The following is a 13,152-nucleotide window of genomic DNA, read 5'->3' as shown; positions in this document are numbered from 1 at the left end:
AAGATCCCTGTGTCGAACAACCGCACCTCCGTCCCCTCTCCCACCGCTGGGCCGGCCCCCGGGGAGGCCGTGGCGTGCTGACCCACTTCGCGGCCTCGCTCGGCGTCCTCGGCCTGCTGACCATCGTTCCCGGCCCGGACATGGCGGTGGTGACCCGGCGCGCCGTCGCGGCCGGGCCTGGTGATGCCCTGCGGACCGTGGGCGGCATCACGGCCGGACTGCTGGTCTGGGGCGTGCTGACCGTGGCCGGCCTCGCGGCCGTCCTGGCCGCCTCACCCGCGGCGCACCTGGTCGTCAGGCTCCTGGGAGGCGGCTACCTGGTCTTCCTCGGAATGCAGGCGCTGCGGCAGAACCGCCACGCCCACGCGGCCGCCGCCCCGGCCGACACCGGCACCCGCCGCGCCGGCGGCAACCCGTGGCGGACCGGCCTGGTCGGCAACATCCTCAACCCGAAGATCGCCGTCTTCTACACCGGGCTGCTGCCCACGCTCGTCCCCGCCCGGATGCCCGCCGTCTGGGCCATGACGCTCCTCGTGCTTCTCCACGCCGCCCTGACCCTCGCATGGCTGAGCGGCTACGTGTTCCTGCTCTCCAAGATCCGGCCGGTCCTGGAACGGCCGCGGATCCGCCGCGCTCTCGGGCGGATCACAGGCATCGTGCTGATCGGCTTCGGCCTCGCGGCCGCGTTCGCCTCCGGGGCGTCGCCTGGATGGAACAGGCCGGGCTGACCGTCCGCATCGACCGGATGGGCGACCTCCACGGCCCGGCGGCGCGGCACCTACCGGGGTGGTGTACGCCGAGCAGCAGACGAACGTCCGCGTGCCGCAGTCGTTGCAGAAGGGACTCGCCGCCGAAGCCGTGGACGCCGATTGCCACCACCCCGAGCACCGGAGATCACCCACCTGCCTGCTGCTCGCGGCGGTTCGACCGGCGGCCCTGCCGGAGGCGGCGCGGTCGCATCAGGCGACGGCGGTCCCCTCAAGCTCGACCATCAGGTCGGGGATCGCCAGCCGTGCCACCCCGAGCATCGTGGTGGACGGTGCCACCCCGGCGGCGCCCAACCGCGACGCCAGCACGCCGTAGTGCTCGAAGAGCCGATCGACGTCGGTGGTGTAGACGTTGAGCCGGACGAGGTTCGCGAGGGACATGCCGGCCTCGCCGAGCACGGCCTCCAGGTTGTCGAGGCTCAGCGCCAACTGCGCCGCCATGTCACCGGCGTGCTGGGGCTTGCCGTCGCCGCTCATCGCGGCCTGCCCGGCGCAGTACAGGGTCCGGGTGTGCCCGGAGACGATCTCACCCTGGTTGTACCCCATCTCCACCGACCACGCCCACGGGTTGACCGCCGTTCGCTCCATTGCCACATCAGCTCCATTCGATTCGTCGACATCACGTATGTCGATCGGCTCGGTAGCCGCCATCTTTCTGGTCGTGTTGATCAGCCTCCCAACAAATCACGACATCCTGTGTCGTGTATTTCAGTAGAGTTCCTGTATGCGCGCCGACCGGTTGGTCTCGCTGGTACTGCTGCTGCGACAGCACGGTCGGCTGTCCGCGGCCGCGCTGGCCCGCGAACTGGAGGTATCCACCCGCACCGTGCTGCGTGACATCGAGGCGCTGTCCGCAGCCGGCGTCCCGGTCTACGCCGAACGCGGCCGGCACGGCGGTTTCGCGTTGTTGCCCGGGTTCCGGACCGAGCTCACCGGACTGAACCCCGACGAGGCCCTCGCCCTGCTGGTCGCCGGATCGCGGCGCGGCGCGCAGGCATTCGGCCTCGGCTCGGCGCTCGCTTCGGCGATGCTCAAGGTGGTTGACGCGTTACCCGAAAGCTATCGGGACACCGCGGCCGGCGCGGCCGAGCGATTGCTCATCGACCCGGAGACCGACCTCCTCTCGCGTCGGCTGGTCGCGGAGGAGGTGCCTGACGCCATAGCGGCCGAGGTCCTGCGCGCGGTGTTCGCCGGACACAAGCTGCGCATCCACTACGCGGCTGCGGACCAGACCCCGAAGTGGCGCACGGTGGACCCGATCGGCCTGGTCACCGTACGCGACCGGGGCTACCTGTTGGCCACGAGGTCTGGCGCGGACCGCACCTACCGGCTGTCCCGGGTCTTGGCCGCCGAGCAGCTCGCCGAACCCGCACAGCGACCGGACCGGGTCGATCTGGACCGGGTCTGGCAGGAACGCGGCACGCGGTTCCGGACCGGCGGCGACCAAGTCACCGTGCTGGTACGGGTGGACCCGGCGCGGCGGGAGGACCTGGTGGGCACCGCGCTGGCCGTCCGCGCCGAAGAAGCCGACTCGGACGGCTGGCTGCGACTGGAGGTGACCTTCCAGGATCCGAGACACGCCGAATGGGCGCTGTGGCAGCTCACCACGGACGCGGAAGCCCTGGCCCCGCAGTGGTTGCGCGACTCCCTGCGCAACCGCGCCGCCGCGATCGCCACCCGCTACGGAGTGTCATCCTGAGAGTTGTCGCCTTCCGCGGGCCGCCGCTACGCCACCGGTGGGGTAGCCCTCGCCGACCCGGCGGCCGAATACAGCGTCGGGCGCCCCACCATCCACCGCATCGTCCACGGCCCGGCGCACGGAAAAATCTGATCGACCAGCCCTCTGCCGGGCGGGTCAGTCGCTACCGACCGTTCCGGTCCTCCTCGCGGGCCGATCGGGCCGACATCGGTTGAACAGGGCGGCTCAGGCGTCCTTTGCGGACAGCCGGCCGGCGGAATCAGCCCGCGTTGCCGGGTTCTCCGATTCACGCCGGGTGAGCACCAAGGGGGCGTCCTCGGTGATGGCCACCGTGTGCTCGGAGTGGGCCGTGCGCGAGCCGTCCGCCGACCGAATGGTCCAGCCGTCGGGGTCGTAGACGATCCGGTCGGTCGTGCGGGCGAACCAGGGTTCGAGCGCGAGGGTCAGGCCCGGCCGGAGCGTAAGGCCGCGCCCTGCCCGGCCCTTGTTCGAAACGTGGGGCCCCTCGTGCATGGTGCGGCCGATGCCGTGGCCACCGAACTCGGTGTTGACCGGGTAACCGTGGTCGTGGGCTACCGCCCAGATGGCCGCCGAGATGTCACCCAGGCGGTTGCCCGGACGTGCCACCTCGATCGCCGCCTCCAACGCTTCCTCGGTGGCGCGGATGATCCGCAGGTCCTCCTCGGCGGCGGTCCCGACGACGACCGTGCGCGCCGAGTCGGCCACCCAGCCGTCGATGCTGACCGCGAGGTCCGCGCTGAGTACGTCGCCGTCACGCAGCGTGTAGTCGTGGGGCAGGCCGTGCAGGACGGCGTCGTTGACCGACAGGCAGATGACGTTGCGGAACGGGCCGCGTCCGAAGGACGGGGCGTAGTCCCAGTAGCACGACTCCGCCCCGCGCCGTTTGATCATGCCGCGCACGTGGTGCTCCAGGTCCAGGAGGTTGACGCCCACGTCGGCGAGTCGGCCGACCTCGGAGAGCACTTCGGCGACGAAACGCCCGGTCACGTGCATGCGTTGGATCTCCGCAGGCGTCTTCAGTTCAATCACGAATACCTCGCGTCACAGGGTGTTGGTATTACTATACCGGTACCCTAACACTTGCCGGTATAGTAATACCACTCCTATCCTGGGAGCATGGTCCGCCAACCGCTCACACCTGAGCAGATCGAAGCCGGCAGGCGTCTCGGCGCCCTGCTGCGCCACGCGCGAGCGGGACGCGACCTGGCGGAAGTCGCGCACGCGGCCGGCATCTCGCCGGAAACCCTGCGCAAGATCGAGGCCGGACGACTGCCGTCCCCCGGATTCGGCACGATCGTCTGCCTCGGCGAGGCGCTCAACGTGCCGGTTCAGGAGTTGGCAGCTACCTGGCGCGGCAACGACCTACCGCTGGAAGCCGTCTCGTAGCCGCCGTTGCGCCCGCCCACGGAGTCCCGGTGGACACCGGCCGACCCGCTGGCACCCTGCCTTCGGGTGGCCGACGCACAGGGACCGTTGTGCGCCTTTTGCTGCGTTTATCTAATGGTGGCGGCTGCTGGCAGTGACCCGCCGTACCGGCATCGACTACGGGCTGACCAGCCTGCTCTCCTGACTCGGCGAGCTGCCTTGCGGCTCGCCGTAGCCGTAGGTGCCGAGTTCCGGGCCGTGACGTGGTAGCCCGCGCACTACAGTTCTGCCATGGACAGCGAGAGCAATGATCTCGCCGGAGACGTGCGCGGCATCGTGGCTTCGCACCTGCCCGGCTATCGGATCGACTCCGTGGCGCTGCTCGGCGAGGGTGCGGACAACATCGCCTACGAGATCAACAAGGAGTTGATCGTCCGCTTCGGCAAAGACCCCGACCCGGCGAGCCGGACCGCTCACGTCACCCGCGAGAGTCGCCTGCTCGCCGCCGTCGTCGACATATCGCCGCTACCCGTCCCGAAGCCAAGCTTCACCGCCGCGGAGCAGGGCTGCCTGGCCTACTTCAAACTCCCCGGCCTGCCCCTGATCCACTTGCCCCTTCCGCAACGATCGGCGCACGACGCCGTAATCGGCAGGAGAGTCGGCGAACTGCTCGCCGCGCTGCACCACGCTCCGATCGACCGGATGGCCGAACTGGTGGACGTCGATGATCAGCCGGTCGCACTCTGGCTCGAAGAGGCCGCCCAGACCTACGCCATGATCGCCGCAAAGGTGCCGGAAGCGCACCGCCCGGCCATCGAGGCATTCCTTGACGCGCCACCGCCCGCCGACGGATACGCTCTGGCGTTCTCCCACAACGACCTGGGGATCGAACACCTTCTCGTCGACCCTGTCACGATGGCCGTGACCGGCGTCATCGACTGGAGCGACGCGGCGATCTGCGATCCGGCCCATGACTTCGGTCTCCTCTACCGCGACCTTGGCCCCGCCGCGCTCCACAGCGCTCTGCGAAGCTACCGAACCGACGTCCACCAGAGCGAAGTGATCGGTGCGCGCGCCGCCTTCTACGCCAAGTGCGGCGTCCTGGAGGACATGGCCTACGGGATCGAAACCGGGCAGAACGTCTACCTCGACAAGAGCCTCGCCGCGCTGGACTGGCTCTACCCGGCGTAACGAGGGGCGAGGAACGGTCATCGGCGGTGAGCCGCCACCCCGGACAGGCCGGCCGGATCGCGTCGGCGCCCTCGGCCGGGGGACGTTGAAAATCTTCGCTGTGCCGCCGAGACCCCGGTGCGTGTGCGGGTAGGCCGGTGGCATGCTCGCCGTGCTGGTCCGCTGGGGTCTCCGCCTCCTCGCCTCCCTGGTCGGCGCCTGCCTGGCCCTGGCGTTTCCGGCCGTCAACGCGTGGTGGTGGGCGTGGGTGGGGCTCGTTCCCCTTCTGCTGCTCCTGGCCCGCGCGGGATCTTTCCGGGAGGCGGCCTGGCGCAGTTGGTTCGCGGCGGGCGGCTTCTTCGTGACGCTGCACCACTGGGTGCTTCCCTACCTGGGGGTGTTCTCCGTGGCGGCGGCCGGGGTGGTCGGTTTGGTGTGGGTGCCCTTCGGGCTTGCCGCCCACGGGCTGCTCCGGCGGGCCTCGCCCGCCAGGGTGCTGGTGGCGATGCTCGTGCTGCCCTCGGTGTGGGTGACCGCGGAGGCACTGCGCTCCTGGAAGCACCTGGGCGGGGCGTGGGGGCTCCTCGGCCTCAGCCAGTGGACGGCGCAGCCGGTGCTCGCCGTCGCCGCCCTCGGCGGGGTGTGGCTGCTGAGCTTCCTGCTGGTCGCCGTCAACACCGGAGTCGCCGCCGCGCTGGTCCCCGGCGCCGTGCTCCGGACCCGGCTGGCCGGCGGGGGAGCCGCCGTCGCCCTGGCCGCGGCCGCGGTCGGTTACGGGATGCTCCGGCCGGAGCCGGTGGTGACCGGCGACATGCGGGTGGCGGGCGTGCAGACCGGCATCGTCCCCGGCCCGGAACAGCGCATCGCCGCTCACCTGCGGCTCACCCGTGAACTCGCGGGACTCGACCACGACGTCATCGTGTGGGGTCAGAGCAGCGTCGGGCTCGACCCCGCGCAGCGGCCCGACGTCGATCGCCGGTTGCGCCGGGCCGCCGCCGAGGCGGGTAGCGACCTGCTGGTCAACGTGGACGCCCGTAACCCGTCCGGGCAGGTCACCAAGTCGACCTACCAGTACACCGGCGAGGGGATCGTGGCCACGTACGCCAAGCAGCGGCTGGCGCCCTTCGGCGAGTACATACCGCTGCGACCGCTGCTCGGCTGGATAGCCGACTACACCGGGGCCCCCGAGCAGGACCGGTCCGCCGGCGACAGGCTGACGACGCTGGACGTCTCCGGTACGAAGGTCAGCCCGCTGATCTCCTACGAGTCGACCTTCCCCGACATGCGACGCGGCCTCGCCCGCCTGGGCGCCGACATCACCATCGTGCAGGGCTCGCTCACCACGTTCCACGGCAGCTGGGCGCACTCCCAGCAGGCCGGCTTCGAGGCCGTGCGCGCGGTGGAGTCCGGCCGCCCGGCGGTGCTGGTGGAGCTCGACGGGACCTCGGCGGCGTTCGACGCGCGAGGCAGGATGCTGGCGTGGGTCCCGCCCGGGTATCGCGGCACCTTCGTGGTCGACGTGCCGCTCTCCCGTGAGGAGACGCCGTACGTCCGGCTGGGCGACTGGGTGCCGGTCATGTCCGGTGCGATCGTGGTCACGGCCGTCCTTTTCCTCCTGCGCGGCCGCCGCCCGGGGTTCCTGCGCGGCCGCCGGCCGGGCTGAGGCGGCGGTACCCGGTGCCCGGGTCGCGTCCGGGGGTCAGGAGGCCGGCGGACTCCCGGAGACGCGGGGCGGACGCGCGCGCACCGAGGTGGGCGGCCACCGCTCCGACGCGCATGCGAAGCATGGGCGATCGCCGGGTGCGCGGTGGCGCCTGTCATGCTGCGCCGGATGGCGCGGCGCGAGTCCGGTTCGAGCGTGGATACGCGACGGAGAAAAGCCGTGCAACAGCCGTTGTAGGCTTGCCCGGTTACCTCCTTGCAGCATAAATCATCAGTCGAGGATGGAAGGGTTCCGTGGTCCCCAACCACCAGGAAAGCAGCGTTCAGCACCCTGACGATCTCCGCAGATCGGATCACACCGCAGCGGACAGCCACGATCTCATCCAGGTCCGCGGCGCCCGGGAGAACAATCTGACCGGCGTCTCCCTGGACATCCCCAAACGACGGCTCACCGTGTTCACCGGGGTCTCCGGTTCCGGCAAGTCCTCACTCGTCTTCGACACGATCGCCGCCGAGTCGCGGCGACTGATCAACGAGACCTACACGGCGTTCATCCAGAACTTCATGCCGAGTCTCGGCCGCCCGGACGTCGACTCGCTGCGCAACCTGAGCGCGGCGATCATCGTCGACCAGGAGCGGATCGGCGGCAACGCCCGTTCCACCGTGGGCACCGTCACCGACGCCCACACCATGTTACGGATCATGTTCAGCCGGATCGGCACCCCGCACGTCGGCCCGCCCTCCGTTTTCAGCTTCAACAGGGCCGAGGGCATGTGCCCGGAGTGCGAGGGGCTCGGCAAGGTCTCCGAGATCGACATCGACCAGCTGGTCGACAGGGAGCTGTCGCTGAACGACGGGGCGATCAAAGTCCCCGGGTTCGGAGTGGACAACTGGTACTGGCAGGTGATGGCGCACTCCGGCCTCGTCGACCCCACCCGCAAGCTCAAGGACTACACCCCCGAGCAGTGGGAGGACTTCCTCCACAAGCCCGCCACCAAGGTGAAGGTCGGGTCGAACAGCTTCACCTACGAAGGTCTCGTCATCAAGGTCAAGCGGCTCTATCTCGCCAAGGACCGGGAGTCGATGCAGCCCCAGGCGCGCGCGTTCGCCGACCGGGCGGTCAAACTCGCCACCTGCCCCGCCTGCGACGGTTCCCGGCTGAACGAGGCCGCCCGGTCCGCCATGATCGACGGCCGCACCATCACGCAGTGCTCGGCCATGCAGATCGACGACCTGGCCGAGTTCGTCCGGAGCATCCGGAACACCTCCGTCGGGCCGGTGCTGGAGACCCTCCGCGAAACGCTGGACTCGCTGGCCGGGATCGGCCTCGGGTACCTGAGTCTCGACCGGGAGTCCTCCACGCTGTCCGGCGGTGAGGCCCAGCGCGTGAAGATGGTCCGGCACCTCAGTTCGAGCCTGACCGACGTCACGTACGTCTTCGACGAGCCCACGGCCGGGCTGCACCCGCACGACATCCGGCGGATGAACGACCTGCTGCTCCAGCTGCGCGACAAGGGCAACACGGTGCTCGTCGTGGAGCACAAGCCGGAGACGATCCGGATCGCCGACCACGTCGTCGATCTCGGCCCCGGTGCCGGTACGGCGGGCGGCCGGATCTGCTTCGCCGGCGACCTGGCCGGGCTGCGCAAGTCCGGCACCCTGACCGGCCGCTACCTCGACCACCGCGTGCCGCTGCGCGAGAAGGCGCGCCGCCCCGACGGGCACCTGCCGGTCAGGAACGCCTCCCTGCACAACCTGCGGGACGTGAACGTCGACATCCCCCTCGGCGTGCTCACCGTCATCACCGGCGTCGCCGGGTCCGGCAAGAGCTCCCTGATCCACGGGTACGTCGCCGGGCAGGACGGCGTGGTCGTCGCCGACCAGTCGCCGATCCGCGGCTCCCGCCGGAGCAACCCGGCGACGTACACGGGGCTGCTCGACCCGATCCGGTCGGCGTTCGCCAAGGCCAACGGTGTGAAGCCCGGTCTGTTCAGCGCCAACTCCGAGGGCGCCTGCCCCGCGTGCAAGGGCATCGGCCTGATCTACACCGACCTCGCCATGATGGCCGAGGTGGCCGCGGTGTGCGAGGAGTGCGAGGGGAAGCGGTTCACCCCGAAGGTGTTGTCGTACCAGTTGCGCGGCAAGAACATCAGCGAGGTCCTCGGCATGTCGGTGACCGAGGCCCGCGAGTTCTTCCCCACCGGTCAGGCCCGGGTGATCCTCGACCGCCTCGGGGCGGTGGGGCTCGGCTACCTCGGCCTCGGCCAGCCGCTCACCACGCTGTCCGGCGGCGAACGGCAACGGCTCAAGCTCGCCATCCACATGGCGAAGAACGGCACGACCTACGTTCTGGACGAGCCGACCACCGGCCTGCACCTCGCCGACGTGGACCAGTTGCTCGCCCTGCTCGACCGCCTCGTCGACGACGGCAACACGGTCATCGTCATCGAGCACCACCAGGCCGTGATGGCCCACGCGGACTGGATCATCGACCTCGGTCCGGGCGCCGGCCACGACGGCGGACAGGTCGTCTTCACCGGCACCCCCGCCGAACTCGTCGACACCGGAACGTCCCTCACCGCCGTGCATCTCCGCGACTACGTCACCCAACGGTAGGGACTCGCCGTACGACCGCGAGGACCGCGATCACAGAGGCCGCCGGGGCCGAGCGGTCGTGCGGAAGCCGGCCGACGGCCGGGGGCGCCGCGGTGGCGCTCCCGGCCGCGGGGCCACGGCGGTCAGGGTCAGCGCGCCCGCGAGATCCGTGAGGTCGTCGTCCGCATCTCTCTGTTTGCTGATTCGGCAAGGAGCTTTGTCAAACTTCCGGGTGTGGGCGGATCATCTCCGTGAACGGAGGTACCGGACATGACCGTACAAACAGAACAGATGATGACCGCCGCCCCCGGCGGCGAGGAAAAGCGCTACGACGTCGTGGTCGTCGGCGGCGGCGCCGCCGGGCTGAGCGGGGCGTTGACCCTGGCCCGGGCACGACGCTCGGTGCTGGTGATCGACGCCGGCCGGCCGCGTAACGCTCCGGCGGCCGGCGTCCACTCCTACCTGACGCGTGAGGGCACGCCCCCCGCGGAGTTGCTGGCCGCGGGCCGCGCGGAGGTGACCGGCTACGGCGGCGAGATCGTGACGGGCCACGTCACGGCAGCCGAGCGCCCGGAGAGCGGGGGCTTCCGCGTCGTCCTCGACGACGGGTCCGCGGTCCTGGCGGACCGGCTGCTGGTGACCACCGGCCTGGTCGACGAACTGCCCCGGATACCCGGCCTGGCGGAGCGCTGGGGACGCGAGGTGCTGCACTGCCCGTACTGCCACGGCTGGGAGGTGCGCGACCAGGCGATCGGCATCCTGGCCACCGGGCCGCTGGCGGTCCACCAGGCCCTGATGTGGCGGCAGTGGAGCAAGGACGTGACCTTCTTCCTGCACACCGCGCCCGAACTCGGCCGCGACGGGTACGAACAGCTGGCAGCCCGCGACATCGCCGTGCTGGACGGGCACGTGACGGCGCTGGAGGTGACGGACGACCGGCTCACCGGCGTACGCCTGGCCGACGACCGGGTGATCCCCTGCCGGGCTCTCGCGGTGACCCCGCGCTTCGTCGCCCGCGCCGACGTCCTCACCGGCCTGGGCCTTGAGGCGACCGAGCAGGAGGTGAACGGACACGTGATCGGCAGCCACATCGCCGCCGACGCGACCGGGGCGACCGCCGTCCCCGGAGTGTGGGTGGCCGGCAACGTGGCCGCCCTGACCGAGCAGGTCATCGGCGCCGCCGGTGCGGGGGTGCGCGCCGCCGCGGCGATCAACGCCGACCTGATCGCCGAGGAGACCCGCCGGGCCGTCGCCGCCCGCCGCGCGTCCCTCTCCGCGGAGACGGAACGGGAGGCCGACGGGCACCGGCACGGGCGGTGACTCCGCCCGGCATGAGGCCACGCGGGAGGACACGCCGCGGCGGGTGCAGCGCGGTGAACACGCCGCGGCGGGTACGGCGCCGGGCGCCGGGCCGGGGGAGTCGCCCCCCCGGCCGCCGCGGCGGGCCCGGTGAGAAAGTCTTCACGGGTGTGTCCATATGGCCGCGTCCCGTTCGTCGTCATGGCATACGGCGACCTCGCCGCGCGAGAACATGACACAACAGGACACACAGGAGTCGAACCGTGAAGTACATGCTGCTGATCCACAGTGCCGCGACGACCGATGCGCCCCAGTGCTCGTTCGAGGACTGGATCGCCTACGACAAGACCGTGCAGGAGGCCGGGATCCTGGTCGCCTCGCACTCGCTGGCGGACCTGACCACCGCCACGACCGTCCGGGTCGGCCCGGCAGGTGACCGGATCATCACCACGGACGGGCCGTTCGCCGAGACGCGCGAGATCCTCGGCGGCTACTACGTCATCGACGTGCCGGACCTCGACGTCGCGCTTGACTGGGCCGCCCGCTGCCCCGGGGCCCGCGACGGCGGATCGGTCGTGGTGCGGCCGGTCGCCGAGTTCGACGTCTGACGGCGATGGACGAGCGGGCCGGCGACATCGTGACGTCTGTGGAGTCGACCGTGGAGGCGATGTTCCGGGAGGAACGCGGCCGGTTACTGGCCTCCCTGGTCCGCCGCTTCGGCGACCTGGACCTGGCCGAGGAGGTCGCCTCCGAGGCGATCGAGGCGGCCCTGGCGCACTGGCCGGCCGAAGGCGTTCCGTCCAGGCCCGGGGCCTGGCTGATGACCACGGCACGACGCAAGGCCGTCGACCGGCTGCGGCGGGACAAGACCTACGCCGCCCGGCTCGCCGTCATGCAGGTGGAGGTGGAGCGGGCCGCCCCCGCTCCACCCGCGGACGCCGCCGGCGACCTGCCCGACGAGCGGCTGCAACTGTTCTTCACCTGCGCCCACCCGGCTCTTCCCGCCGAGGACCGCGCGGCGCTGACCCTGCGCTGCCTGGCCGGGTTGACGACACCCGAGGTCGCGCGGGCCTTTCTCGTCCCGTCCGCGGCGATGGCCAAGCGGATCGTGCGGGCGAAGAAGAAGATCCGCGAAGCCCGCATCCCGTTCCGCGTGCCCGGCCCGGACGAGTTACCCGAACGGCTGCCGGTGGTCCTCCAGGTCATCTACTCGATCTTCACCGAGGGCTACGCGGCCAGCTCGGGCCCGGACCTGCAACGGCTCGACCTCGCCGAGGAGGCCATCCGGCTGGCGCGGATCCTGCGCCGGTTGCTGCCCGCCGAGCGTGAGGTCGCGGGCCTGCTCGGGCTGATGCTGTCGATCCACGCGCGCCGTGCCGCCCGGACCGGTCCGGGCGGCGAGCTTGTCCTGCTCGATGAGCAGGACCGCGGCCGCTGGGATCGCACGATGATCGACGAGGGCCGTGGCCTGGTGCCGGTCGCGCTGACCGGCGGGCCGCCCGGCCCGTACGGGGTGCAGGCGGCGATCGCCGCCCTGCACGACGAGGCCGCGGACCTCGCGACCACCGACTGGCCGCAGATCGTGGCGCTCTACGACGTGCTGCTCGCGCTGGCGCCGTCCCCGGTCGTCGCGCTGAACCGGGCCGCGGCCGTGGCGATGCGCGACGGCCCGGAGGCGGGCCTGGCGCTGCTCGACGAACTGGCCGGCGAGCCTCGGCTGCGCGGCTACCACCCCTACCCGGCCGCCCGGGCGGACCTGCTGCACCGGCTCGGCCGACGCCACGAGGCCGCGGCGGCCTACCGGGAGGCGCTCGACCTCGCCGGCACCGAACCCGAACGGGCCCACCTGCGGCGCAGGCTGAACGCGGTCGAGACGTCCGGCCCGGACGGTGCGGCCGGCGCATGACGGCGCGGCGTCCCGGCCCGTCCCCCGCCTCGCCGCGCCGCCCGGCGAGCGCCGCGGTTCACGCCCGGCCGGACCTGGCCAGGGCGGCGCCTTCCAGGGTGCCGGAGGCGATCAGGCGGCCCACGACGAGCCAGTAGACGCCGGTGATCAGCCCTCCGCCGTCCTGGGACAGGATGATCTCGCAGATCCACAGCACCGGAAGGAGCGCCGCGACGAGGCGGGGAACCCGTCCGGACCGCCACAGCGACACCGCCATCACGATCGCCCCGACGAGCATGGCCAGGTTCGCCGGGATGGCCACGGCGCCGAACCACGGGTAGTCGATGCCGTTCAGGTTGGACGCCGTGGAGCCGAACGCCAGCAGGACGTGACCGACCGAGACGGCGACGGCCGCACCGAAAGCGACACGGGTGCCATGGCGAGCCAGCGCGAGGAAGCCGGGGATGAGCAGGAGCAGCGAGACCGCGAACAACCCGAGGATGACATGTTCTTCCCCGAGGATCTCGGGCTCGTCGTCATCGGGCCGTACCGCCTGCATCACTCCCATGACGGCCATGGCCAGGCCGCCCGCCATCGTCGCAAAACCCGCTGAGGTGCGCCCACGAGGCGCTGTTTCGTTCGAGGTCACGGCGCGACGGTAGACGGCGCCGAGGTCCGGGCGCGTCCGG

At 71.2% G+C, this 13,152-nt stretch carries 12 protein-coding genes; 9 read left to right on the top strand and 3 right to left on the bottom strand.

The features are described from left to right. Positions 1 to 74: 74 nt before the first annotated feature. On the top strand, positions 75 to 728 hold the full coding sequence (locus tag ABD841_RS26210) for a LysE family translocator (RefSeq protein WP_344977216.1): 654 nt from the start codon (positions 75 to 77) through the stop codon (positions 726 to 728). Positions 729 to 959: 231 nt separating this feature from the next. Here the strand turns inward: ABD841_RS26210 and ABD841_RS26205 are convergent, their stop codons facing one another. Next, complete coding sequence (locus ABD841_RS26205) at positions 960 to 1,355, bottom strand: RidA family protein (protein ID WP_344977340.1); 396 nt, start codon at positions 1,353 to 1,355, stop codon at positions 960 to 962. A gap of 136 nt (positions 1,356 to 1,491) precedes the next feature. On the opposite strand from ABD841_RS26205, the gene ABD841_RS26200 reads away from it, so the two are divergent. Next, positions 1,492 to 2,466: a helix-turn-helix transcriptional regulator gene (locus tag ABD841_RS26200; protein ID WP_344977213.1), complete on the top strand. Its 975-nt coding sequence runs from the start codon at positions 1,492 to 1,494 to the stop codon at positions 2,464 to 2,466. Positions 2,467 to 2,691: 225 nt separating this feature from the next. Here the strand turns inward: ABD841_RS26200 and map are convergent, their stop codons facing one another. Further along, positions 2,692 to 3,516 carry a type I methionyl aminopeptidase gene (gene map, locus ABD841_RS26195; protein WP_344977210.1) on the bottom strand — a complete coding sequence of 275 codons (825 nt, stop codon included), beginning with the start codon at positions 3,514 to 3,516 and terminating at the stop codon, positions 2,692 to 2,694. A gap of 87 nt (positions 3,517 to 3,603) precedes the next feature. Between map and ABD841_RS26190 the strand changes: the two genes are divergently transcribed. The 7 genes from ABD841_RS26190 (at position 3,604) to ABD841_RS26160 (ending at position 12,484) form a co-directional block, all read left to right on the top strand. Next, positions 3,604 to 3,873 carry a helix-turn-helix domain-containing protein gene (locus tag ABD841_RS26190; RefSeq protein WP_344977207.1) on the top strand — a complete coding sequence of 90 codons (270 nt, stop codon included), beginning with the start codon at positions 3,604 to 3,606 and terminating at the stop codon, positions 3,871 to 3,873. Between the two features lie 270 nt (positions 3,874 to 4,143). Continuing rightward, positions 4,144 to 5,043: a phosphotransferase family protein gene (locus tag ABD841_RS26185; RefSeq protein WP_344977204.1), complete on the top strand. Its 900-nt coding sequence runs from the start codon at positions 4,144 to 4,146 to the stop codon at positions 5,041 to 5,043. A gap of 142 nt (positions 5,044 to 5,185) precedes the next feature. Further along, positions 5,186 to 6,685, top strand: coding sequence for an apolipoprotein N-acyltransferase (lnt, locus tag ABD841_RS26180; protein WP_344977201.1), 1,500 nt, complete (start codon positions 5,186 to 5,188; stop codon positions 6,683 to 6,685). Between the two features lie 380 nt (positions 6,686 to 7,065). Further along, positions 7,066 to 9,300 (top strand): ATP-binding cassette domain-containing protein, encoded by a 2,235-nt coding sequence (locus ABD841_RS26175; protein WP_344977337.1) that lies wholly within the window; start codon positions 7,066 to 7,068, stop codon positions 9,298 to 9,300. A 249-nt stretch (positions 9,301 to 9,549) separates the two neighbouring features. After that, positions 9,550 to 10,599, top strand: a complete 1,050-nt coding sequence (locus ABD841_RS26170) for an NAD(P)/FAD-dependent oxidoreductase (RefSeq protein ID WP_344977198.1) — start codon at positions 9,550 to 9,552, stop codon at positions 10,597 to 10,599. A 251-nt stretch (positions 10,600 to 10,850) separates the two neighbouring features. After that, positions 10,851 to 11,186: a YciI family protein gene (locus ABD841_RS26165; protein ID WP_344977334.1), complete on the top strand. Its 336-nt coding sequence runs from the start codon at positions 10,851 to 10,853 to the stop codon at positions 11,184 to 11,186. 5 nt (positions 11,187 to 11,191) lie between these two features. Continuing rightward, complete coding sequence (locus ABD841_RS26160) at positions 11,192 to 12,484, top strand: RNA polymerase sigma factor (RefSeq protein ID WP_425582042.1); 1,293 nt, start codon at positions 11,192 to 11,194, stop codon at positions 12,482 to 12,484. A gap of 58 nt (positions 12,485 to 12,542) precedes the next feature. Here the strand turns inward: ABD841_RS26160 and ABD841_RS26155 are convergent, their stop codons facing one another. Further along, positions 12,543 to 13,112: a hypothetical protein gene (locus tag ABD841_RS26155; protein WP_344977192.1), complete on the bottom strand. Its 570-nt coding sequence runs from the start codon at positions 13,110 to 13,112 to the stop codon at positions 12,543 to 12,545. Between the last annotated feature and the right edge of the window lie 40 nt (positions 13,113 to 13,152).

It is taken from the genome of Streptosporangium fragile (assembly GCF_039534445.1).
Taxonomy (GTDB): domain Bacteria; phylum Actinomycetota; class Actinomycetes; order Streptosporangiales; family Streptosporangiaceae; genus Streptosporangium; species Streptosporangium fragile.
This window is presented reverse-complemented; position numbering and strand designations above follow the sequence as displayed.